This is a genomic window from uncultured Barnesiella sp. (assembly GCF_946496565.1).
Taxonomy (GTDB): Bacteria; Bacteroidota; Bacteroidia; order Bacteroidales; family Barnesiellaceae; genus Barnesiella; species Barnesiella merdigallinarum.
In genome coordinates this window covers 14,172-38,790 of the sequence record NZ_CAMMHD010000019.1, presented here as the reverse complement: position 1 = coordinate 38,790, position 24,619 = coordinate 14,172, and the positions used below count along the sequence as shown (strand labels likewise).

21 protein-coding genes and 1 tRNA gene are annotated in these 24,619 nt (G+C 48.4%); 5 read left to right on the top strand and 17 right to left on the bottom strand.

What is annotated here, in order from left to right:
* Nucleotide 1: 1 nt before the first annotated feature.
* From rfbC to Q1K76_RS10170, 9 genes are all read right to left on the bottom strand, one after another.
* On the bottom strand, nucleotides 2–574 hold the full coding sequence (gene rfbC / locus Q1K76_RS10210) for a dTDP-4-dehydrorhamnose 3,5-epimerase (RefSeq protein WP_258328020.1): 573 nt from the start codon (nucleotides 572–574) through the stop codon (nucleotides 2–4).
* A 3-nt stretch (nucleotides 575–577) separates the two neighbouring features.
* A complete protein-coding gene (gene rfbA / locus Q1K76_RS10205) occupies nucleotides 578–1,483 on the bottom strand; it encodes a glucose-1-phosphate thymidylyltransferase RfbA (protein WP_258328019.1) in 906 nt (301 codons plus the stop codon).
* Between the two features lie 18 nt (nucleotides 1,484–1,501).
* Nucleotides 1,502–2,158 carry a CpsB/CapC family capsule biosynthesis tyrosine phosphatase gene (locus Q1K76_RS10200; protein WP_300133077.1) on the bottom strand — a complete coding sequence of 219 codons (657 nt, stop codon included), beginning with the start codon at nucleotides 2,156–2,158 and terminating at the stop codon, nucleotides 1,502–1,504.
* Between the two features lie 66 nt (nucleotides 2,159–2,224).
* Nucleotides 2,225–4,630: a polysaccharide biosynthesis tyrosine autokinase gene (locus tag Q1K76_RS10195; RefSeq protein WP_300133075.1), complete on the bottom strand. Its 2,406-nt coding sequence runs from the start codon at nucleotides 4,628–4,630 to the stop codon at nucleotides 2,225–2,227.
* Nucleotides 4,631–4,639: 9 nt separating this feature from the next.
* Nucleotides 4,640–5,431: a polysaccharide biosynthesis/export family protein gene (locus Q1K76_RS10190; protein WP_258328017.1), complete on the bottom strand. Its 792-nt coding sequence runs from the start codon at nucleotides 5,429–5,431 to the stop codon at nucleotides 4,640–4,642.
* 4 nt (nucleotides 5,432–5,435) lie between these two features.
* A complete protein-coding gene (locus tag Q1K76_RS10185; protein ID WP_300133073.1) occupies nucleotides 5,436–6,566 on the bottom strand; it encodes an MraY family glycosyltransferase in 1,131 nt (376 codons plus the stop codon).
* A gap of 50 nt (nucleotides 6,567–6,616) precedes the next feature.
* Nucleotides 6,617–7,003, bottom strand: a complete 387-nt coding sequence (locus Q1K76_RS10180) for a hypothetical protein (RefSeq protein ID WP_300133070.1) — start codon at nucleotides 7,001–7,003, stop codon at nucleotides 6,617–6,619.
* Between the two features lie 39 nt (nucleotides 7,004–7,042).
* Nucleotides 7,043–7,645, bottom strand: a complete 603-nt coding sequence (locus Q1K76_RS10175; protein WP_366944496.1) for a UpxY family transcription antiterminator — start codon at nucleotides 7,643–7,645, stop codon at nucleotides 7,043–7,045.
* 506 nt (nucleotides 7,646–8,151) lie between these two features.
* Entirely contained in the window at nucleotides 8,152–9,360 is a 1,209-nt protein-coding gene (locus Q1K76_RS10170) for a site-specific integrase (protein ID WP_298662964.1), read from the bottom strand.
* A 301-nt stretch (nucleotides 9,361–9,661) separates the two neighbouring features.
* On the opposite strand from Q1K76_RS10170, the gene Q1K76_RS10165 reads away from it, so the two are divergent.
* Nucleotides 9,662–11,038 (top strand): aldehyde dehydrogenase, encoded by a 1,377-nt coding sequence (locus Q1K76_RS10165; RefSeq protein ID WP_300133067.1) that lies wholly within the window; start codon nucleotides 9,662–9,664, stop codon nucleotides 11,036–11,038.
* 244 nt (nucleotides 11,039–11,282) lie between these two features.
* Here Q1K76_RS10165 and Q1K76_RS10160 read toward each other — a convergent pair whose 3' ends face one another.
* Together Q1K76_RS10160 and Q1K76_RS10155 are read right to left on the bottom strand one after the other, a co-directional pair.
* Nucleotides 11,283–11,654, bottom strand: coding sequence for a hypothetical protein (locus Q1K76_RS10160; protein ID WP_143240980.1), 372 nt, complete (start codon nucleotides 11,652–11,654; stop codon nucleotides 11,283–11,285).
* Between the two features lie 436 nt (nucleotides 11,655–12,090).
* Nucleotides 12,091–12,507 (bottom strand): hypothetical protein, encoded by a 417-nt coding sequence (locus tag Q1K76_RS10155; protein ID WP_087423062.1) that lies wholly within the window; start codon nucleotides 12,505–12,507, stop codon nucleotides 12,091–12,093.
* A 32-nt stretch (nucleotides 12,508–12,539) separates the two neighbouring features.
* Here Q1K76_RS10155 and Q1K76_RS10150 point away from each other — a divergent pair, with 32 nt between their 5' ends.
* From Q1K76_RS10150 to Q1K76_RS10135, 4 genes are all read left to right on the top strand, one after another.
* Nucleotides 12,540–13,481, top strand: a complete 942-nt coding sequence (locus Q1K76_RS10150) for an IS982 family transposase (protein WP_258327747.1) — start codon at nucleotides 12,540–12,542, stop codon at nucleotides 13,479–13,481.
* Nucleotides 13,482–13,725: 244 nt separating this feature from the next.
* Nucleotides 13,726–16,080 (top strand): ATP-dependent helicase, encoded by a 2,355-nt coding sequence (locus tag Q1K76_RS10145; RefSeq protein WP_300133063.1) that lies wholly within the window; start codon nucleotides 13,726–13,728, stop codon nucleotides 16,078–16,080.
* 42 nt (nucleotides 16,081–16,122) lie between these two features.
* Entirely contained in the window at nucleotides 16,123–17,256 is a 1,134-nt protein-coding gene (nspC, locus tag Q1K76_RS10140; RefSeq protein ID WP_300133133.1) for a carboxynorspermidine decarboxylase, read from the top strand.
* 61 nt (nucleotides 17,257–17,317) lie between these two features.
* Nucleotides 17,318–17,527 carry a hypothetical protein gene (locus Q1K76_RS10135; protein ID WP_087409709.1) on the top strand — a complete coding sequence of 70 codons (210 nt, stop codon included), beginning with the start codon at nucleotides 17,318–17,320 and terminating at the stop codon, nucleotides 17,525–17,527.
* On the opposite strand, the gene Q1K76_RS10130 is transcribed toward Q1K76_RS10135, so the two are convergent.
* From Q1K76_RS10130 to Q1K76_RS10105, 6 genes are all read right to left on the bottom strand, one after another.
* Complete coding sequence (locus tag Q1K76_RS10130; protein ID WP_300133060.1) at nucleotides 17,502–17,714, bottom strand: hypothetical protein; 213 nt, start codon at nucleotides 17,712–17,714, stop codon at nucleotides 17,502–17,504. The genes Q1K76_RS10135 and Q1K76_RS10130 overlap by 26 nt on opposite strands.
* 503 nt (nucleotides 17,715–18,217) lie before the next feature.
* Nucleotides 18,218–19,246 (bottom strand): winged helix DNA-binding domain-containing protein, encoded by a 1,029-nt coding sequence (locus Q1K76_RS10125; RefSeq protein WP_300133057.1) that lies wholly within the window; start codon nucleotides 19,244–19,246, stop codon nucleotides 18,218–18,220.
* A gap of 1,394 nt (nucleotides 19,247–20,640) precedes the next feature.
* A complete protein-coding gene (locus Q1K76_RS10120) occupies nucleotides 20,641–21,669 on the bottom strand; it encodes a winged helix DNA-binding domain-containing protein (protein WP_300133054.1) in 1,029 nt (342 codons plus the stop codon).
* Nucleotides 21,670–21,972: 303 nt separating this feature from the next.
* A tRNA-Thr gene (locus Q1K76_RS10115) sits at nucleotides 21,973–22,045 on the bottom strand.
* A gap of 249 nt (nucleotides 22,046–22,294) precedes the next feature.
* Entirely contained in the window at nucleotides 22,295–23,725 is a 1,431-nt protein-coding gene (locus Q1K76_RS10110) for a DUF4270 domain-containing protein (RefSeq protein WP_258327750.1), read from the bottom strand.
* 19 nt (nucleotides 23,726–23,744) lie between these two features.
* Nucleotides 23,745–24,560, bottom strand: a complete 816-nt coding sequence (locus tag Q1K76_RS10105; RefSeq protein ID WP_300133052.1) for a glycogen/starch synthase — start codon at nucleotides 24,558–24,560, stop codon at nucleotides 23,745–23,747.
* Nucleotides 24,561–24,619 lie beyond the last annotated feature (59 nt).

Below are 24,619 nucleotides of genomic sequence, written 5' to 3'. Positions count from 1 at the left end.
CTTACTCATACAAATTTTCGTTTATATCAAACGGACTGTCGAAATCGCACAACAAAGGGTGTTTCGTGTCCTTCTCGCTTAAAATTGCTTTATCTGGAGCTATCTGCCAGTCTATTCCCAACGAGGTATCCAGAATACTGATTCCGCCATCGGCCTGCGGAGCATAAAAATTGTCACACTTATACTGGAACACAGCCGTTTCGCTCAATACGGCAAAACCATGAGCAAAGCCTCGCGGGATAAAAAACTGCCGATGATTCTCTTCGGTCAGCTCTACGGCCACATGCTTGCCGTATGTAGGAGAACCTTTGCGAATATCCACGGCAACATCGAGCACACGACCTTTGACACAACGCACCAACTTGCTTTGCGTGTAGGGAGGACTCTGAAAATGCAATCCTCGCATCACGCCATAAGACGACATGCTTTCGTTGTCTTGTACAAAAGAGATTGGACGCACCTTTTCATCGAACTCCTTTTGCGAGAACGATTCGAAGAAATAGCCTCTCGCATCCCTGAAAATCCGAGGCTCTATAATGACAACTCCCTCAATTTCGGTTTTGATTACATTCATAAGTCAATCCAAATTTTCTTTTCCGGTTTGTTCTATCTCGGCAATCACTTTCAGTAAATATTGTCCATATTGATTTTTCAACATCGGTCGGGCTACCTCTTCCATTTTCTCGCGTCCAATCCAGCCCTTCCGATAGGCGATACCTTCCAGACAGGCTACCTTCAACCCTTGTCGTTTCTCTATCACTTCGACAAAAATAGAGGCTTCGGCCAATGAATCGTGGGTACCGGTATCGAGCCAGGCAAAGCCTCGGCCCAAGGTCTGAACTTTCAATTTCTGTTCTTGCAAAAACACTTGATTGACTGTGGTGATTTCCAATTCGCCACGAGCCGACGGCTTTATATTCTTTGCCACATCGACCACCTGGTTGGGATAGAAATAGAGCCCCACAACGGCATAGTTCGATTTCGGATGCTCGGGTTTCTCCTCAATCGACAAGCAGTTGCCATTGGCATCAAACTCAGCTACGCCATAGCGCTCTGGATCGTCGACCCAATACCCGAAGACTGTGGCTTTACCTGCTTGTTCGGCATTCTCGACAGCCTCTTTCAGCAACTTGGAAAAACCGGTTCCATGAAAGATATTATCGCCCAAAACCAAGCATACCGAGTCGTCGCCAATAAACTGCTCACCGATAATAAATGCCTGTGCCAGTCCATCGGGCGACGGCTGCTCGGCATATTCAAACCGTACACCATAATCCGATCCATCACCCAACAATCGCTTGAAGCCTGGGAGATCGTAAGGCGTAGAGATAATGAGTATTTCTCTGATTCCCGCCAACATCAACACCGATATGGGATAATAAATCATCGGTTTGTCGTAGATAGGCAACAACTGTTTGCTAACCCCTTTCGTAATGGGATAAAGTCGCGTGCCGCTTCCACCGGCCAATACAATTCCTTTCATAGTTTTCTTATATATTCATTATTTAATATGCAACAACCATTTTATGGTATGAATATCAGTTCCCTTATAATTATAAAATCCCCTCTTTTCGAGCTGTTCGGCTGTTGCTTGAACCTGTTTTCCATACAATCCCGTCAAAGATGGCAAATTGAGTTGAAACTCCACCCCCATCTCTTTCAGCCGTCGATAATCTCGATTGCCCATATACACATATCGCTCGGGATGTGCCAATACCGGATAATACCCCTTGGACTTGATACACTCCAAGGTCTCATACAGATTCATCGGCGGATTGAAATATGAGGTCTCTACCAGTAACCTGTTACCGGCATCTCCAATGGGCAGCAAATCATTGCTTTCCAATCGTTCTTCAAAAAGATGGTCGAGCATGTTCTCGGCAGCCAGATGAAGAGCAACCGGTCCTGGATAGGCCTGCTGCAATTCGGCAAAGCGCTCCTTCAAACGCATGGTTGTGTTGGGTATGTCCTCCATGATATGTGGGGTAAGCCATACGGCTTTCACTCCCAGCACTTCGTACTGCTGCAATATTGCCAACGACTCTTCCATGGTCTGTACACCATCGTCCACCCCCGGCAGAATATGACTATGCCAATCGGTAAGTCCGGCAAATATGCCACTTGCCTTTAATGAAATCCGTTTCTTAAAGGGCCACATTGTTCGTTCTATTCATCCACTCCTTCCGAATGGAATCTAACCATACAGTCTTCCCCAGACTTCGTGTTATTCTTCGTCCGATCCATAGTGGTAACCATAGCCATAACCGTAGTGATAGCCATATCGATAACCATATCGATAACCATACTTATTGGTATTCGACTCGGTACCATTGAGAATCAAAGCCATGTTTTTGAGCTTCTGTTCGTCATAGAGGGTCTCCAACTCGGCAAGCATACTGCGCTCGAGCAGTCCGGCTCGTACAACGAAGATAGTTCGATCGGCCAGCTTTTCTATAATCTGTGTATCGGCTACCAATTCGATAGGCGGGCAATCGATAAATACATAATCGTATTGAGTTCGCACACTGTCGGTTACCTGTTTCAGCCGTTCATTAAACAGCAATTCGGTCGGGTTGGGAGGAATCGTACCCACCGGCAGAATATCCAGATTCTTATACTTTGTATCGTTCACGATGATAGCGGACAACTGTGATACCCGACCACCCAGATAGTCACTTAATCCCAGTTTAGGAGAATTGACATAAGCCGAAGTAGACCCATGGCGCAAGTCTCCGTCAATAACCAGTACACGCTTGTCCTTGATAGCCAGACTCACCGCGATATTCATCGTCAGGAACGATTTGCCACTACCGGGATTGAACGAGGTCAGGATAATCACATTTCGATTCTTATCGCTACCGGTCATAAACTCGAGGTTGGTACGCAACACCCGAAATGCCTCGTTGATAATATCGCGGCTCCCCTCTTTGACAACAACCGATTTCGGTCTGGACACAGTCCTTTTGAACCAGCCTTTTTTCTTGTGCACACACAATGGTATCTCCCCAATAAACGGGATGCTCAACGACTCCAAATCTTTTCTTCCTCGTACCCGCGTGTTCATCGTTTCCCGCATGAAGACAATAATAATCGGTATCAGCAACCCCACGGCAAAAGCGACCAACAGAATATTCTTTTTTATTGGCGCCGTCGGATTCAGACTACCATGAGGGGGCGTAACGATACGGGTATTGTATGCCGTAAAGGCCTGAGACAATTCATTCTCCTCTCGCTTTTGCAACAAGAAGAGATACAAGGCCTCTTTCACTTTCTGCTGACGCTCTACCGAGAGCAGATATTTGGCCTGAGTCGGGTTAGCTGCAATACGTGAGGTGGTTTGCTGCTCGGAATATTGCAGACTCTTTATCTGTGCATTCAAGGTCTCAATCTGGTTGTCTATCGATCCTATTATAGCTTTGCGCATGGATTTCAGAGCCTGGTCCATGTCTACGACCAACGGGTTATCGGTGCTACTGTTGGCGACCAGATTGTTGCGTTGCAGCAACTGCCGGTTATACTCCGATATTTGAGACTCGATATTGCCATTATCTATTCCCGAATTGGCCGGCAACAACTGGCTTTTGTTCGCGTCGTTGGCCAGATAGTTCCGTATATAACGGGCCATATATAATTGATTGTTCAAAGCAAGAATCTGAGAGTTGGTCTCACTGCTTTGCATCATATACATGTTCGATGCAGCCTGAACATCGGGCAACAGATGCTCCGACTTGTACGACGATATGTCCTCATCGACATTCCCCAATTCCTGTTCGATTACCCCCAATCGCTCATTGATAAACATAGAGGTACTGACAGCAACCTGATTCTTGTCCTTGACCCAATTCTCGTTATATACCGAGATTAACGTATTCAGTACATCCTCGGCACGTTGTGTCGACAAGTCCTTAAACGACAAGTCTATGACCGATGCCTTTTCATTATTCAACGATACCGACAAATTGGCCGAATAGGCATTCACGGCACTGTATAAGGTCGATCTATCTACATAGAGGGTGCACGGGGCATCGACATAATTTGCCGTAGCATTCACCACCATACGCCCCAGCGGAGTGGCAATGGTATCGGCCAAGGTTCCCGTAATCTTATCGCTCTTCATATCGTCGCCGTTTCGAGTGAAATCGGACAGACCAAACGATCTTCCCGGACGTATCTCCACCGTAAAGCTACCCGTCTCGTCCTCGGGGAGGTCGCAAAGCGTAACCGTCACTGGCAGATTTTTTCCATAAGCGACCACCCGATGAAATTTACCCGGCAAATAATAGGTCGTCCCCAACTGCAGGCGCTTGACCACCTCGGTCATTACTGCCGGAGACTGGAATGCCAGCAACTCGTTGTTTACATTCGTACTCGACTGAAAAAGGCCAAACTCCGAAAAGGTCTCCATACCCGACGAGATGGAATTGCCTTTGGAATCCTCCTTAATCAATACCGATGCCGTGCGCGTATAAACCGAAGGGGTACGCAACAGATACAACACCGCTATACCACAGGTCACCACGAGCGATATAACGAACCATTTCCATTTGGCCAGACACAGGTAAAACAGGTCTTGAATGCGCAAAAAATCATCTGTCTGCTTATTCTTGGTAGTATCTTTATTGATTGCCATATCAAAATTTTATTTTACGATTAACACGGTAATAGTAGTCAACAGCGAAGCCAACGATATCCAGAAAGAGGTAGAACGAACATTATTACCGTTGACTGTCGATTGTCTCGCTCTCACCGAATTAGGCTCAACATATACGACATCGTTTTGCTGCAAATAGTATACGGGCGATGTGTAGAGGTCCTCTCCCGTATTTATATTCACTCTATAAAATACCTTCGTACCATTCTCTTCACGCTGAACCAAAATGTTGTCGCGCTTCCCATAAATAGTCAAGTCTCCGGCCAAGCTTAGGGCCTCCAACAGCGTCAATCGGTCTTTGTCGATGCTGAAACGTCCCGGATGGGCCACTTCACCCAATACCGATACCGTCAGGTTCATAAACTCGACCGTCACAACAGGATCTTTCACCAGATTCTTCTCCATCAACTCTTTCTTTATGTATGCAGCAATCTCGGCTCGGGTCATCCCCTCTACGTGTACATTGCCCAATACCGGGAAGTCGATATTTCCCTCGTCATTGACAGTATAGCCCGAAATGCCTTGACTTGTATTGTTGTTACTCGTCATCCCAATCTGACGGGTAATGACCGGGAGATTGAACAGATTGACCAGTAACTGATCTTTGCTATTCACCAGAATGGAAATCTTGTCACTTGGTCGGATTCGAATCTCCATCGGTTCCGATACCGTCTCCGCAGCCCCGGGTTGCACGTTTTGAAAATAGGCGACCTTAGGCGTTGCGCAAGAGATCAACATCAATGCGGTCACAATCGAAAAGACGACGTTTTTCTTTTTCATACTATTATGCGTTTGATTGTAGCTTTTTGATTCGACGAGACAATCCGATATTTACCAAAGTCCATATTGCAATATCTATGACCAGTAAAAGATTGATTTCTATATACTTCGACAACAAAATATTACCTAAGGTAAAAAGAAGAGAGACCGCAATAATCAATATCATCACGGTTCGTTGCTTCATACCGATAGCTATCAGTTTGTGATGAATGTGGTTTTTGTCGGGAAGGAAAGGATTTTTCCCATTTCTCACCCGATGCAGATATACCCGCACCACATCGAAACAAGGAATTATCAACGGCGAAAATGCCAATATCATTGGATTCAATATCTTTCCACCCTCATCGGCTCCACACTGAACCAACCGGATACTCAGGAAACAGAGCATCATCCCAATAGTCAGACTACCGGTATCGCCCATAAATATCTTTTTATGATGTTCTACCTTGCCGAATACGTTATAGTAAAAGAAAGGCATCAACACTCCCAATGTAGCGAAAGCCAACATCGAGTAGATATATTTTTCAAACAAGAAAAAGATAACGCCATAGAAGAGACAAGCTATGCTACACAGACCCGAAGCCAATCCATCGATACCATCAATCAAATTGATTGCATTGATAATAAAAACAGTAGCCAGTACCGTCAACAAATACCCAATCCATGCCGGGAGTTCATGTATACCCAATATTCCGTTCAAATCGTCGAGATAGACCCCGCCGGCAATAAGCATGACTCCACACAAAACTTGTACAAAAAATTTAGCTCGATACTTCACCCCGATAAGATCGTCGGCAATGCCAACCAAATAAAGTACGATAATCGAGCAAAATCCAAAGAAAAGAGGTTGAGCATCTTTACCAATCTCCGATAAGACTTCGGTATGCCCCACCATCATGTCTATTCCTAACAGGAGAAAAACCGAGAAAAAGATCACCGGTTTAAATGCAATCCCTCCTAAACGGGGTACAGCTCCCTGATGTATCTTTCGTTCATCAGGAACATCGAACAACTTCCGGCGAAAAGCAATTAACAAAATTTGCGGAATAACAATTCCTGCCAAAAAAACGCACAGCACAAAAACCAAGCTCACGTTTATAATCCAAAAATCTGTGTTTTGTGTAAAATCGGCCATAACCAACTTATAAATTTTTTGATAATCCCCTGTGAAAATTTGTGACCCAATTAACTATCCTCTATCTCCATGCGATACCATGTCCAATATTGCTCGGCAACAATCTTCGTCCCCACTATGACTTTATGGTCCTGATAATCGCGACAAAATATATGTTTCTCTCCATATTTTTGCAATTCATCGTCCGATATGCAAACCATGATTACCGGGAAAGGATATTCTGCAACTCGCAATATGGAGGTCTGGGTATCCTTAAATAACCGGCAAAGCAGAAACGCCGATTCGTCGAAAGCAACCCAATAGTCACGCATCTTATACAAATAGATGTATTGCCGGTTGTTTCGTTCCCGATGTATAATTCCAGGGATATAACCGGCCAACTGCTGCATAAATTCGAGATTAGAAATATTGTCAGTTGCAGAACCATTCATAGCCATAACCCGGACCTTTCTGAAAAATACTTATTGAATCGCAACTTATTCACACAGCTCAATATACTCCGAACTAATTTCAACCCCCACCGAAAAGAAATTAGGCAATTCGACCAACAGACGTTTGGTTTTAGAGCCTCGTACGGTCAGCAAGGTGCCTTTATAGCCATCCAAACCTCCTCCTATAATCTGTATCGTGTGCCCATACATAGCCGGTGTAATCTCCTCGGGTAAGTAATACTTGGGATTATCCGAAGACTTCACAGCATATATGAATCGCTCCATATCCCTGTCGCGTACAACCATGGGACGACGGAATCCCCCTTTTTGATAGCGGAATTGCAGGGTAGGAATCTTTTGGACGATTGCCTCTATCTCACACGCTTTACCGTGGACAAAAAGAAGATCCTGTATAAAAGGGACCTCTTCCCGCACTCGACGACCATGCGAAATTTTCAAAATCCGCTTCAGTGGCGTAAAGACTTCACACGGTTCATCGGCAAGTTGTTTATAGGCCGGTATCTTGGCATTAGGACGTTTAAGGTCACGCATAACAAACCAATACTTCTGCTCGTTATTCCCAGATAAAGAGCGCCCCTCCTCTGGCCTCTTCGATCCATTTAACGACTCGGTCAATTCTTTTCCCATATTGAGTTCAGAGCAAATCTTCTAATCCTGCATGATACATTTTATCGTTGTATTTCATGCAGTTACAGACACATAGACCATAAGTTCGGGGTGAATCCCCTTTTTTGCCCAATCTTTCCATCTACTGTTCAAAAGATGTTGTACACCTTTATTGTAGATTATTACAAATTAACATATCACCCACTCTATATTTCTCTGTTCAAGAGAAATATAGAGATAAGTAAGGTGCTAAGGAATAGTTATATAGAAAAAAGGGAGTGACTTTTTATATAACATCTTAATGCAAGAGTCTGGTAAATATACTTTCGGAAATATAATTTTATATGCTTCTTTTTGTGTATTTATCAAAGTTTTTTGTAATTTTGTGCCAAATATCATTCTCTTGAACAGAGAAGTTTTTTCTATTTAACGCGGCCCCTTTTACCTATACAATCTCTGGTTTTTATAATATTACTGATACTCAGACAGAACTTTCAAATAACGAGTACCTTTTTCACAAGTTTTTTTTATAGAGATTTAAGGATTATATTGTTTGCCTTATCTACAACAGAGGTATCTAACGAAGCCAAATAAATACGAGTCGTGCTCTCTGAGTCGTGCCCCATAGCCTCACTGATAACCGATATGGAAATATTTTTACTTCGTGCAATACTGGCCCATGCGTGGCGAGCCACATAGCTGGTCAAGGGTATGGACAAACCTATCTGCCGGCCCAACTGCTTCAATTTGTTATTCACCAGATGTGCGGCATTCCTATACTGTTTTCGCTCATCTATATATACACTGCGAATGATAGGCAATAAATAAGGGGAGTCCAATGTATCATATTTTTCTATAATCTCTTGCATAGGTTTCTCCCATTTGATAAAAAGCCGCTGGTTTGTTTTTTGCCGACGATACGACAATATTCCATTCTGTATATCCTTCTTTCTCAAAAAGGCCATATCTACAAACGACATTCCTCGGGTATAAAACGAAAACATAAATATGTCGCGAGCATAATCCAACGACGGATTCATCCGTAAATCCAAATCTCGTATCTGGCGAATTATCTTCAACGGCACTGCTCGTTTCACCGTTTTGTCAATGCCTGTATATACATGCCTAAACGGATACCTCTGCATTGTAAATCCCTGCTCTACGGCTCTGTTGTATATGGCTCGGAGATTACGCATATAAAAAGAGGTGGTATTCGGGCAAAGACCGGAAGCCTTCAAATAGATTTCATACGCGACCATTACGTTTGAGTCTATCTGGTCGATACCAATCTCCTGCCCGTCTCTAAATCGTACAAAACTATTCAGAGTTGTAGCGTACGTCTCGGCCGTACGTCTCTTCCCGATTTGGTTTAATTGCTCGATAAGCCTCCTTGTAAATTCCAAAAACTCCCTATTTTCTATCGGGGCAGAAAAAGCTTGGACAATCTGGTCTGCAGTATAAACCACCCCCGATTGCTCAAAGGTGTCGACAATATCCTCCAGCCGGGCTAAATCGGCACTCACCTTTTCTTTCAACGAAATCAGATAATGTTGCCGATTATTATTCCTACTGTTAGAAAAATCAAATGCCATATCTTCTTCATTCCACTCATCGGGATGCAACTTGAATCTTGTACGAATCTGTCGCGTTACTCGATTATGAATGATCTGATAATACAAAACGCCCTCTTTCGAAGGGATGGAAGAGGGGCGGAATTTTACTTTTATTGTTGCCATATTACTTATATAAGTTAAACTACTCTCTATTCTCTCTCAACAAAAACAACAAATCGTCCAACGACAAAACCCGTTTGTCAAAGGTGATAAAAAGTAATACATTCTCGATTCTGACCATAACCGGCGCCCTCTTTTTATTATATTTTCACCCTACTTATGGTCTTTTCAAAAGTTCGATTTCTTTGCCATGTAAATTCTCTATAATGCTTTCATAACGGCTCAAACAAGAATTTAGAATAATTTTAAACTGTATCTGCCGGCGAATTGTTATCTTTATCACCCAATTACAAACGACGACGATATGACAACGCACGACTATCATCACTTGGTCAATTTGCAAAAAGCATTCTTCAACGAACATATTACCCGCGAAATCCCCTACCGTTTGTGTGCCCTCGACCGCCTGGCCGAAGGAATTGCCGACCGGGAAAAACAACTGGCCGAGGCTTTGCGGACCGACTTGGGCAAGTCGCCTTTCGAAAGTTATGTAACCGAAATCGGTATCCTGCTGCACGAGATACGCATCGTCAAAAACAACCTGCAGAGTTGGGCTCGCGACCGCCGGCGCCCCACGCCTCTCTTCCTCTTCGGCTCTCACAGCCGCATTCATTACGAGCCTTACGGGTGTGTGCTCATCGTTGCCCCGTGGAACTACCCGCTGCAACTGGCGCTGTCGCCTCTGGTAGGTGCCATCGCGGCCGGCAACTGTGCCATCATCAAGCCCTCGGGCGAAGCGCCCCACACGGCTCGGGCCCTGCAAGAGCTCATCGGCGAATGTTTCGAAGAGGAGTACATCGCCGTAGCCGATGACCGGCGCGAGACGACCGAGGAGCTGCTGCAGGAGCGGTTCGACTACATCTTCTACACCGGCGGCGTGGAGTATGGCCGCCACATCATGCAGGCGGCTGCCCGATACCTCACGCCGGTCACGCTCGAGCTGGGTGGCAAGAGCCCCTGTATTGTCGACGACGACGCTCACTTGCCCACGGCTGCCCGCCGTATCGTGTGGGGCAAATTCCTGAACTGCGGACAGACTTGCGTAGCGCCCGATTATCTACTGGTACACAGCCGGGTAGAGTCGCATCTCATCGAGCTGATGCGCCGGGAAATCGTGCGGCAATTTGGCCAGGACCCGCAGCACAACCCCGACTATCCGCGTATCGTCAACGAGCGGCATTTCGAGCGACTGGCGGCTCTGCTCTCGCACGGTACTCCCCTCTGCGGCGGTACCTGCGACCCTACCGACCGCTACATAGCCCCTACGCTGCTTACCGACATCGACCCGCAATCGCCCCTGCTCACCGACGAAATTTTCGGACCCATACTCCCCGTAATTCCGTTCGACGACATCGACGACTGTGTCGAGCACATCAACCTGCGCGAGAAACCGCTGGCCCTCTACTACTTTACCCGCAGCCGCAAACGGGCCCGCTACATGATACAGCACACCTCGTCGGGCGGCGCCTGCATCAACGACACCATCATGCAGATTGTCAACAGCCAGCTTCCCTTCGGTGGCATCGGCAACAGCGGCATGGGGGCCTATCATGGCCGCACCAGTTTCGAGACCTTCAGCCACCAGCGCGGCATAGTCACCTCGAATCAGCGGCTCTACTCCGAATTCCGGTTCCCGCCCTACGGCAACAAACTGAAGTGGCTCAAACGGGTTTTGAAATAAAAAATGTTACTCTTGTTATCTAAGAATTTGGATACCACATTGCAGCGCGATATGATACGCCTCGTCACCCCGCAGTCCCATGCGGAGCCCAAGGGGCCTATTTTCTCTCTAATATCTCATCCCAACATTTCATAAACAAAAGACAATCATTTTGAACTGCACCCCAAAAGTTTCGTATCTAACTTTTGGGATGCAGTTCATTTTAAGACAGTCTTTCTTGTGTATGACAAGGATAAGTAAACACTTATCTCACAACGACTTTAAACGAAGACTCTTTTGTACAAATCACATAGACGCCAGAATCGGACAACCGTACAACCCGATCACTCCCCGTATAAACGATCTGCCCTATAAGATTATACACCCGATAAATATCTTCTCTATTCTCCACATGCAGAGTATGACCAACAACATAGATGCGATGTTTTTCATTAACAATCGCTTCAATGGCACTTTCATCAGCAGACTCTACAATATATTCAAAGTTCTTCCAATACTCGGAAACCCGATAAGCATCACTGCAGTTAATTGGCACATACAGTGTTTTATTATAGTCGCTAAATGTCTCAGCATCAATTATCGGGGGTATACTAGCTTGAACATGTACTTCCTTCAATTCATTACAATATGTTGTATTTACAACCGATTATTACTCAATATTTTATAGGTAATAAGTCAGAAATATGGTCGTTGTCTTTAATTGTACATTCTAAAGGGTGAAGATTTAACGCTTTTATTGATTATTAACTCAATTAGGATAACAATATAGGCGGTATCTTCTATTTTTCTATGCAATTCGTTTCCAATATTCCACTTCAGTTTTAGCTTATTGTTTAAGACGATAACAAAGGTAATGTATTTTGCTTAATTTATTCAATATTTCTTTACAGCACCATAAAGATTGAGTATTTCGCGCATTAAGTTGAGAAGAAAGATGGAATATCTGCTATTCTTTGAATAGTAAAATTTAAGAGGGAGAATCGTGTGGTCCTCCCTCTTAAATTTTATCATGTTAAAATATTATAGCTATTCCTAGGAATACAAAAGTTATCTTAGTTCTTATTTTGCTCAAACAAAAATGAATCAAAAGCATTTTCTGCTTGAATTCCTATTTTCAAAGTTCTATTGTCATCACTACTATTCGATAGAATCGAAACAGTCATGGTGTTTCCATCATTTATTTTTATAGAGTACCACTCTCTTTCTATTTTTTCATCTTCATTATCTATTGGAAGAGACTCACCGTTTTCAGACAACGCATTAATCCAAAAACTTTTATAATTCGTACATTTAATGACATAAACGCCACCCTCATTGGGTACTTCTATCTTGTTTTTATTGATATTTGATACATTGGTTTCCCATTTCATCGCTTCCCAATCTCCATCTTTTTCCTCGCTTTCACATGCGACAAATGTCGTTGCAAAGATTATTAATAAAAGAATTTTGAATAAATTTCCTGTTTTCATACCGTTAGTGGAATTAAATTGATAAAAGATTTATGTATAAAAAGTTATGTATACTTTTAATGGGCAAATATCATACACACAAACTATATGCAATATTCGCAAAATTTCTGAACATATGCAAGCAAGTAGCTGGAAATTTTGTCAATGAATCAGGGAATGTGCCTAGAAAAGGAGTAGTCCCTGGATTCTCAGACCTTGAAATAATGGCATTGAATATGACATCAGAAACTGTTGGTATTGACAGTAAGCCATTGTTGTTTGCAAAGCTACAGGAATATAAGATTGAAATTCCCAATCTTATATCACGCAGACAATACAATGACAGACGTAAAATCACTTCCTCCCTATGCAATACAATCCGGGAAAGAATGGCAGCGGAAATTGATGGAGGAGAAGATTGTTTCTGCATTGACTCTAAACCGATAGAAGTATGTCGTTTTTCCCGTTTCAGGCGTTGTTGTATGGGAAAGAAGAATTTTGAGAAAGCACCGTCAATCGGATACTGTGCATCACAAAGAGTGTATTATTACGGATATAAACTCCATGCAGTCTGTGGATTAAGTGGAGTCATCCATTCCTTTGACCTCACAAAGGCAAGTGTACATGACATTCATTACCTGAAGGATGTAAAAGTGGACTATAGTAATTGTACTGTCATAGGGGACAGAGGATATATAAGTGCTCAGGTACAATTGGATCTGTTTGAAACTGCCAATATCAGACTGGAAGTACCATACAGAACTAACCAGAAAGAATGGAAACCTACATTTCCAGCTTTTGCCAAAGCGAGAAAAAGAATCGAGACTCTATTCTCGCAATTGTGTGACCAGTTTATGATTATAAGGAATTATGCGAAAGATACAGACGGATTGTTTGCCCGGATTGTCGGGAAGATTAGCGCACTTACAATCCTGCAATATATTAACTATAAAAATGAGAGACCCATTGGTAGAGTTAAATATGCGCTAATTTAATTCCGCCAACGGGTGAAAGCAGAATAATATTTTGGAACGATAGTTCAGCTTGTAAAAAACTGGATACCGCATCGGAGTGCGGTATGACTTCTACCAGGCACAATCTTCATTTGAAAAGTATATTTCTATCCACCGCCATGCACATCTTTATAACTTGACAAAGAGACTGCGACGACCGCTCCGTAATGATTGCGATTCGCTCCCAAATTTGTATCTTTGCATTTGCATTTATAACAAGGGACAAGTGGAAGAAGATTTTTTGAACGAACTCAACGAGCAGCAACGCGAAGCCGTACTCTATACCGAGGGACCCGAACTGGTGATTGCCGGTGCCGGGTCGGGAAAGACTCGGGTGCTTACCTACAAAATAGCTCACCTCCTGCAGATGGGGTATCCCCCCTATCGTCTGCTGGCGCTCACCTTTACCAACAAGGCGGCCAACGAGATGAAAGAGCGCATCGCTTCGGTGGTGGGTATGGCCACGGCCTCGCGGTTGTGGGCCGGCACGTTCCACTCGATCTTCTCGCGCATCCTGCGGGCCAATGCCGACCGGCTGGGCTATCGCCACGACTTCACCATCTACGATGCCGCCGACTCACTCTCGCTCATCAAGAGCATTATCCGCGAAATGCAGCTCGACGACAAGGTCTATAAACCGTCGACCGTGCAATCGATTATCTCGAATGCCAAAAATGCCCTTATCGAGCCGCAAGTCTATGCCAAGAACCGCGAACTCATCGAGATGGATACCCGCTCGAAGCGGCCGCTCATCTGCGAGATTTACCGTATCTACCGCCACCGCTGCTTTGTATCGGGGGCGATGGACTTCGACGACCTGCTGCTCAACACCAATATCCTGTTCCGCGACCATCCCGACGTGCTGCAGCACTACCGCGACCTCTTCGCCTACATTCTGGTCGACGAGTACCAGGATACCAACTTTGCCCAGCACCTCATCGTGAGTCAGTTGAGTAAAGGGCACAACCGCATCTGCGTGGTGGGCGACGATGCCCAGAGCATCTACTCCTTCCGGGGGGCTAACATCCACAACATTCTGGGGCTGAGCAAGGAGTACCCGGGCCTGAAGATATTCAAGCTCGAACGCAACTACCGCTCTACCCAGAACATCGTGAACACGGCCAACAGCCTCATTGCCAAGAACAAGGAGCAGATACCCAAGCAGGTATTCTCGCAAAAGGAGGTGGGCAACAAGGTGAAGGTAATCAGTGCCTACTCCGATTTCGAGGAGGGGTTCATCGTCTCGAACCGCATCGCCGAACTGCGCCTCACCACCCACTGCCACTACAACGACTTTGCCATACTCTACCGCACCAATGCCCAGTCGCGTACGCTGGAGGAGGCGCTGCGCAAGCGCAACATCCCCTACCGTATCTACGGGGGCACCTCGTTCTACCAGCGCAAGGAAATCAAGGATGCCATCGCCTACTTCCGCCTCACCATAAACCCCAACGACGAGGAGGCCCTCAAGCGGGTCATCAACTACCCCGCCCGAGGCATCGGCAACACCACGCTTGCCAAGCTCATAGACCGGGCACATGAGAGCGGCGACAGCCTGTGGAGCGTGATTTCCGACCCGCTGAACCACCACCTCGAGGTCAACAATGGAACGCTGAACAAACTGAAGGGCTTCAAAGATCTCATCGAGAGCTTCCGCCAGGCGGCCACCCGCCAGAACACGGCCGAGCTGGCCGAGACCATCGTCCAGCAATCGGGCATTCTGCGCGACATCACCGCCGAACGTACCCCCGAAAACATCAGCCGGCAGGAGAATATCGAAGAGCTGCTCAACGGTGTCATGGAGTTCTGCACCCTGCGGCAGGAGGCGGGCGAAACGGAGACCACCCTCTCGGACTTCCTGGCCGAAATATCGCTGGCTTCCGACCAGGACAACGGCGACGAAGCCGAGCAGGACAAGGTGACGCTGATGACCGTACACGCCTCGAAGGGACTGGAGTTCAAGCAGGTATTCATCGTAGGGGTCGAAGAGAACCTCTTCCCCTCGTCCATGTGTCAGGGCAGCGAGCGCGAAATCGAGGAGGAACGCCGGTTGCTCTACGTGGCCATCACCCGGGCCGAAGAGAACTGCACCCTCACCTACGCCCTCACCCGCTACCGCAACGGCCAGACGGTATCGTCGCCCCCCAGCCGATTCATCAAGGAGCTCGACCCCCGATATGTCGACCTGCCTGCCCAGGAGCGGCTCGAAGAGCCTCGCGAGGAGAAAGCCCCGTGGCGCAGCTCGTTCGATGGCGAATGGGGACGCAAACCCTTCCGCCGCGACGACAACGAAGACAACCGCACCCCGGCACCCCGCCCCTTCACGGCTCCGGCCCCGGCCAAGCGGCTCACCCGCATCGAGTCACGACCCTTGGGTACAACCCCGTCGGCATCGCAAGCCTCTACCACGACGGCAGCCGGCACCGTTGCTGTAGGCAGCCGCATCTGCCACGCCCGGTTCGGCAACGGCACCGTGTCGGCCATCGAAGGCACGGGCGACAACAGCAAGATTACCGTCGAGTTTGACAACGTAGGCCGCAAACAACTGCTGCTCAAATTTGCCAAATTCACCATTTTATAAAACCATAAACCACTCAAACCGATACCCGCCATGCACAACGACATGCTATCGCAAATACCATCGCCCTGCTACGTGCTCGAGGAGGCACGCCTGCGCCGCAACCTGCAACTCATCCGCTCGGTCAAGGAGGCCGCCGGGGTCAACATCATACTGGCATTCAAGGCCTACGCCCTGTGGAAGTCGTTCCCCATCATCCGGGAATACATCCCCTGCTCCACCGCCAGCTCCATACACGAGGCCCGGCTCGCCTTCGAAGAGATGGGCAGCCCCGCCCACACCTATTCGCCGGCCTATACCGAGCGCGATTTCCCCGCCATCCTGCGCTACAGCAGCCACATCACCTTCAACTCGCTGAGCCAATTCGAGCACTTCTACCCCCAGGTCGTGGCCGACGGCAACCGCGTGTCGTGCGGACTGCGCATCAACCCCGAATACTCCGAGGTCGAGACCGACCTCTACAACCCCTGTGCCCCCGGTTCGCGGCTGGGCATCACGGCCGACAAGCTGGCGCACCTGCCGCAAGGCGTCGAGGGGCTGCACTTCCACACGCTGTGCGAGTCGACCTCCTACGACCTCGAGAAGACCCTCGTGCGGGTCGAAGAGCGATTCGGCCACCTGCTGCCGCAAGTCAAATGGCTCAACATGGGCGGCGGCCACCTGATGACCCGCCAGGGCTACGACACCGACCACCTGGTACGACTCCTGCGCGACTTCAAGCAACGCCACCCCAACCTCGAGATCATACTCGAGCCCGGCAGCGCATTCGGCTGGCAGACGGGCCCGCTGGTATCGACCGTGGTCGACATCGTCGAGAACCACGGCATACACACCGCCATACTCGACGTATCCTTTGCCTGCCACATGCCCGACTGTCTCGAGATGCCCTACCAGCCCGCCATCCGCGGCGCCGTCACCACTCCGGCCCCCGGCCTGCACGCCTACCGCATGGGCGGCAACTCGTGCCTGAGCGGCGACTACATGGGCGACTGGTACTTCGACCACGAGCTCACCGTGGGCGAGCGCATCATCTTCGAAGACATGATACACTACACCACCGTCAAAACCACCATGTTCAACGGCATACCCCACCCCTCTATCGCCTGCCTCAGGAGCGACGGCACCGTAGAGATGTGGCGCGAATACGACTACAACGACTACAAGAGCCGCATGGATTGACCCCACACGGGTCAACCCTTGCGCCCCTCGATTTGTTACACCTTAAAAACCAACTTTTACAATGGGAACATTCTTAGGCATCATAGCCCTGCTCATCACCCTGGTCGCCTTCATCCCCCTGCTGGGGATACTCAACTGGATTACCATACCCGTATCCATTATCTTCCTCATTATCTGTGCCATCCTCAAGTCCGACACCGGCAAGACCCTCTGCATCGTCTCCATCATCGTAGGCCTGCTGCGGCTCATCTTCGGCGGCGGCATCCTCTAATTTCGGTGTTTGCCTTCTTCAACTCCTTCTGGAGCTTGTTCATCTCTATTTTGTCGCCACTGTTGCGGGCCTTGGCCAGGGCATTCTCGAGGTCCTCGGCCCGTTGCCGGAGAGCCTTCAACCGCTCCTCTGCATTCTTGTCATTTACCTCCAAGACGATAGAGGCAGATGTTCCGTAGTTGCTCATATTCGTTCATATTTTTCACGAATATGGGCACTCTAGGCGACCCAATAAAAGACACAAAAAGAGCCTCGAGGGGAGGATTCCCCAAGGCTCCGACAAGAAGGCTATTCCGATAATCGACTTACGAGTGACGATATTTCCTTTTGATAAAACGAATGAAACGGGTACAAAGAGCAACTATCGCCGTTATCACGAAAGCTGCCACCACAATCCAATATATGTACCAGAATACAACGCTAACCGCCGTGAGTGCTCCAAGGACCATAATTATCACGAACAAAAGCACAAATCCAAAGGCAATCAATATAGACATATTCCCTCCTTTTCTTCGAAAATAGTGAAAATTTTCGGCATTCGCAAGCCCATCACACAAATTTTCGCGGCGTTGTAATTCGCTTTCAAATTTATATCTTTCAAGAAGATAGGCTGCGGCTCAGCAAAAAACACAAGTAAACTTGTTTGTTTTGCCCTCTCCTTGCACTATCTTTGACTTATTAAATACAGCCTTATCTATCGCTATCCCAGAATTGCCGATAGCGTAGAAAGGCATCGGCCACATCGGGCTGCATCTCGTCCCTGAAGAAAGAGGGCTCCCTCGTGGGGTGCCAGTTACCCACCACCTGCCCATCGTGAAGAATCACCGGATAGAACAAGCCGTTACTACTATGTATCCGATGGCGGAACTCCTCTTCAAAAGCATGGTGCCGACTTTTGTAACCAATCAGATATTCATCATACGACGGCAACAGAATCGTCTGCCGACGGTATCCCCTCACCCGGCAATCGCGATGTATAAAATAAGTCTCCCCGGCATACGACTCGGAAATCAACTCGCTGCAAATCGACTTGATGGCTGCCCGACACTCGCCCACGCCCAGATTGGACCACCATACAAAATCCTCGAGTGTAGCAGGCGAATGACTTCGGAAATACCTGCGGGCCAACTCGGCAATCGCTTCGTCACGCCGTAGCTCACGAAGTCGGGGTATCCGCTCCTCGACCAAGGCATACGTGTTCTGTCGACTATCCAGCTCTCCGCTGCAAATAATGCCATCCGCCTCGGCTCTGCGCAGATAAATCGACATCGTGTGAGCATCATCTTCAAGACCGCACTCGGCCAACCGAGCCAAAAGAATATCCTTCCGCACCGATTTCTCCCCAGCCAGTGCATCACAAATAAGCCTGTTGGCACGTTCATACTCTCGCTCTTCAATCCGCCTTCCGTGATAAGCCAAGTAACCCTGAATCGACACCTTGTTCCTCTCGGCACACAAAGGCAACATCCAGCCCAAATCCTCGGCCGCCACCAGTTGCCAGGTACACCGAAACAGGTGAGTGCGCACAATCCGGCCCGCATCATACGCCTCCCGAAAAGCACGCATCGAAGGCTCGCGCAGCCTCATGCCCACCGCCCAGCGCATCATCTTATACTCCTGCGCCTGCACCATACCCATCCACGCAACCAAGTCGTGTACATCGGTAAATCGGGAACTTACCAATTGCTGGTTAAGAAGTCGTATATGCGAGATATTCATAGCTCTTATTTTCTGTAAAGATACACGAAATAAAACCAATCGTATCACCTCCATCGGGAAAAGTGGAGCTAACCCCAACAAGACATTACCCTATACAACCAACCATACTCCCCCTATTACCCCGCACAACAATACCCACCTCTGTTGTCCCACACAGTGATATACACCAAGTCACCTCGCACGTGATGCGCACCGTGTCACCCCGCACTCAATACGCACCGTGTCACCCCGCACAGCGATGCGGGGTCCAGTTCATGACATAAGAGGGATGGAAACGGGGCCACTCTTTCGGATATTCCTGGATACCGCGTCGGAGCGCGGTATGACTTGGTGCTGCATTGGAGGACGGAATGACAAAGGCGGGTATTTATGGATCCCGCATCGGGGTGCGGGATGACTTGGTGACCGCATCAAAGTGCGGCATGACCGAAACGCGAAGCCATCCGGCCTATGGGAGAAAGCGGAAAGAAAAATACCGGAGAGGGCCGAATGAGGGGAAAAGATAGAAGAGCCGCAAAACCCCGCCTTTATCGGGCAGGGAGCGGGCAAGCCTGAGAAGGATAGAGGGCGAGGACTGTCTGAGCGCAGCGAGTTCCGCAGCCCCCGACGATGGCGCCGACCGCGACCGCCTCGGCCCGATAACAGCGGCGGCGCTTCTTGGTTCGTTCTTCTCGCTGCTGAGAAGAATGAACATTTCGTGTCACCCCGCACCTCGATGCGGGGTCCAGGAAAGTGAATCTTACGGGTAAACTTGTCGGTATCCCTGGATGCCGCATCAAAGCGCGGCATGACCGAAGCGCGAGGCCATCCGGCCTATGGGAGAAAGCGGAAAGAAAAATACCGGAGAGGGCCGAATGAGGGGAAAAGATGTTTGAGCCGGGGTGAATCGGTCGAGGAGCCCGGAGCGGTATAGCCTTCTGAACGGATGCGGAGCGAGCCCGGCGAGTTCTTTTCCCCCGGCTCTCGCAGACATTTTTCAGCTTTCGGACATCAGCCGGGAGCTTTCTTTGGGCTTTCACTTTTCTTTTGCAGGAAAAGAAAAGGGGAAACACAAACATAGACCTTGCGGGTAAAGATTACTAGTAAGACGCACAATCTGGGCGTCCCTACCGACCCGGACGATACTGCCGGCGTTTTCCCTTTGGTATAAACAGCGGGTATTCCTGGATCCCGCATCGAGGTGCGGGATGACTGGGTGGCTGCATCGGATGCGATTGAGCAAACTAAAAAAGGTGATTATAAAAAGGTACAGTATGTGGTTACCGAGGGTATGCGGTATGACCGAAGCAGGTAGTTTTTGGATTCCACATCAAGGCAGGGATGACTGGGTAGCTACATCGGGGGGGGTGATTGAACAAACTAAAAAGCTAATAATAGAAAGAAGACTCTCACCTTCATCTATCGCTATTCCAGAATTGCCGATAGCGTAGAAAGGCGTCGGCCACATCGGGCTGCATCTCGTCCCTGAAGAAAGAGGGCTCCCACGTGGGGTGCCAGTTTCCCACCACCTGCCCGTCATCAAGAATCACCGGATAGAACAAGCCGTTACGATTATGTATCCGGTGGCGGAACTCCTCTTCAAAAGCATGGTGCCGACTTTTATAGCCAATGAGATATTCGTCGTACGAGGGCAGCAGAATCACCTGCCGGCGGTATCCCCTCATCCGGCAATCGCGATGTATAAAATAAGTCTCCCCGGCATACGGCTCGGTAATCAACTCGCTGCGGATCGACTCGATGGCTGCCCGACACTCGCCCACGTTCAAATTCGACCACCACACAAAATCCTCGAGAGTGGCCGGGGCGTGACTCAGGAAATACTTCCGGGCCAACAAAGCGAGAGCCTCTTCCCGCAACATGTCCGGGGCTTGAGGTATTCGGTCATCGACCAGCGCATAGGTATTCTGCCTATCGTCCAACAAGCCGTTGCAAATAATACCGTCGGCCTCGGCTCTACGCAGATAGATTGACATCACGTGGGCATTATCGACCAGGCCCTGCTCCTCGAGGCTTTGCAAGAGTGCATCCTTCGGCACCGACCCCTTCCCCTCAAGCGACCGGCGAATAAGGTCATTGGCACGTTCATACTCCCACTCTTCAATCCTTCGTCCGCAATACAACAAATATCCCCGAATAGCAGTCCGGTTCTTATCGGCACACAACGAGAGCATCCACCGATAGTCCTTGGCCGCTACCAGTTGCCAGGTACACCGAAACAGATGCGAACGTACAATGCTGCCCGCATCATACGCTTCCCGGAAGGCCTTCATCGAAGGCTTCTTCAGCCTCATACCTACTGCCCAGCGCAACATCCTACACTCTTGAGCCTGCACCATACCCATCCACGAAACCAAATCGGGGACGGAGGAAAACCGCGAACTCGCCAATTGTTGATTAAGAAGTCGTATATGCGAAATATCCATAGCACTCTATTGTTCTGTAAAGATAGATGAAATATAGGCGACTCGACTGATCTTTGTTGAAAAAAACTCGGCCTATGACTGAAAGCGAAGAGAAAGAGGTACCGGATGTGTAAAAAGAGATTTGACCGAGTATCGGTAGATAACCGTAAAGCGGCCTGGCCGATAAAGTCACAGAGGGGCAGCAAGCCCGGCGAACAGCCTTTTCCCGAATCTCGCAGGCGATTCCCTGCCAATCGACCCGGCCGGACCTGAAGGGTAAGAGGCATAAAAAAAGAGGTTCAAGTTTCTTGAACCTCTTTGCTGAGCCACGACCGGGACTCGAACCCGGGACCTTTTCGTTACGAATGAAATGCTCTACCGACTGAGCTATTGTGGCGATTGCGGTGCAAAGGTAATACTTTTGAGAATACCGACAAACTCTTTGGCCTATTTTTTTCGCTGCAACCACATATTTTTTTCGCCCGACTCGCCCGACGGTTTCCGAATCGGCTGGTCCACCCTCTTATCAAAGAGAGCTAATCGGCTTACTCTAAGCTACTTACACAGCCAATACCCCTTGCTGAAAACAAAGAGGCGGAACGAACTGCATCGCCCCGCCTCCTGTTGTGCGTATATCATCGACCGGCTATTTGGTTTTCTGCCGGCTGTAAGTCAACTGCAATCGGATATGGTCCATGTCGATTTCGGCCAGAGCCGGAGCCGAGATGTAGGGAACTATGTCGGTCACCACCTCTTGCTCGTTGTACGAGTAGTAGTAATAGCTGCTACCCGACGATACGGTCTCGCTGTATACCGATACGGGTACGAGCACAATCTCCTCGTCGGCATCGGTAATTTCGGTACCCTGGCGCTTCTTCTCGATAACATCGTTCAGGAAGGTACGCAGCCCGGTAAAGCTATACTTGCGGGTATCGCTGTTGTATTCGGCATAGAACGAGCGTACGTTGTCGGCCAGCTCTTTCTTCTCGAAGAAGCTCTGGAGCTCGCTCTTCCGCACGAAGAGCAGGAATTGCGGCGGCTCGAGTTTGTAATTGCTCTTGGGCAACTCTTTCAACGGGACTTCCAAGATGAGCGAGTTGATGAGGCCCTGTATGGTAGAACCGCCAGCCCCTACCGACTCTTCGAACGAGCGGACAATCTCGCGTGTGGGGAAATGCAACAGTACGTTCAAGCCCGCCGGAGCCTGCAAATAGACCCGACCGGCATCTATATTGCTCTGCAATGTAGGGTCTATCTCTAACCGGATATGGTTGCCTGTGCTAATTTCGGGCGTTACAGCCATAAGGGTCTGGGTCGAAGCGTAGGTAGAGTCTTTATCGTTAATGACCGTGGTTTTGGTGTAGTGCAGGTTCATCACCGAGTTTTGCACATTCACTACGCAACCGCTGCCGTACGAGGTCTTCACATAGAAACCGGGGAAATATTGGGTAAACCGGCTGGGCGAAGAGAATACGAGCGGATCGGTTTTGTACTTCTCGAAGAGCTGCTCGGCCATGGCATCGGGCAACTTCACCCGTATGGTCTTGTAACCCAACTCGACCAGCGAATCGGGCAAGCCCAGGAACGAAGCGTTGTAACTCTTCAAAGCGATGGGAGCGCTCTGTGCATTGTAATATTCGGCCGGATCGACACTGCTGTATACCGGCGATTTGAGCTGTTTCTCGAGCGGATAGACACTCAACTGCATGGGCGCCAGCGAATCGCCTGTAAACGACTCGGTGTTGTAGCTCAAGTAAAGAACCAGCGAGTCGAGACGATCGACACCTACCGTATCGAAAGTAGAGGCCGACATAAACTGCGTGAGGAAATCGGTCTCCAACTTTCCGTATCCGGGTATCGAAATGCGCCCGATCAACTGGGTTATCGTGCGCCCCACCACACTATCGTTGGGAATAGACTCGGCTGTTACCATCTTTTGGAAAGAGGAATCCACCACGATTTCGAGATCCGTATCGACTATCGACGAGCCTATCATGCTGTTTTCGTCGCCACAGGAAGAGATGCCGATGCCTAAAGCAAAGACAAGAGCAACCGGCAAAAATTTAAAAACTTTCATTTCTATTTAGTAACTGACGTTATTCGTTCCCTACAATTTTACTGTAAAAGTCGTTATAGGCATCAATATAATTTTCGGGGTCCTGATATCCCAAGAAGGGGATATTCAGTTGCTGAACGTAATCGGTAACTTGAGAGTCGATGTGCTGGCTGGCCTGAATGACACCATCGCAATACTGCACGGCCAGCTTGTTGAGCGTAACCGGGTCTACCGAATCGCCTACGGCGAAGGGGAGATCGCTATCCTGAATACCCTCGAGTTTCAATTTTTCGGCAAATCGAGGATCGAACGGAACTTTAAAATCATTGTCGTACAACGAGTAAATCACCTTGGCATCACGGAACGAGGGATCCTCGGCATAACTCTTCTTGATGTACAACGGAGCCAAGGCCGTAATCCAACCGTGACAGTGGATAATGTCGGGGGTCCACCGCAACTTCTTCACCGTCTCCATCACGCCACGCACAAAGAAGATGCTGCGCTCGTCGTTATCGGGGCGCATGGCCTCTTCGGCCACCCCGTCGGCACTACGCTGAAAATAGTCGTCGTTGTCGATAAAATAGACCTGCATACGAGCCGATTGAATAGAAGCTACCTTGATGATAAGGGGGTGATCGGTGTCGTCGATGATCAAGTTCATACCCGACAACCGAATGACCTCGTGCAACTGATTACGACGCTCGTTAATAGACCCGTACTTAGGCATAAACGTACGAATCTCGTGCCCTCTATCCTGAATACCTTGCGGCAAATGGCGACATACATGGGCAATCTCCGATTCCGGCAAATAAGGAGTGATCTCCTGGGCAATAAATAGAACTTTGGCTTCTTTCATTCTACCTCTTTAAACTCGATTAGTTTTGCAAAGATAATAAAAAAAACGGCGGGAACCAC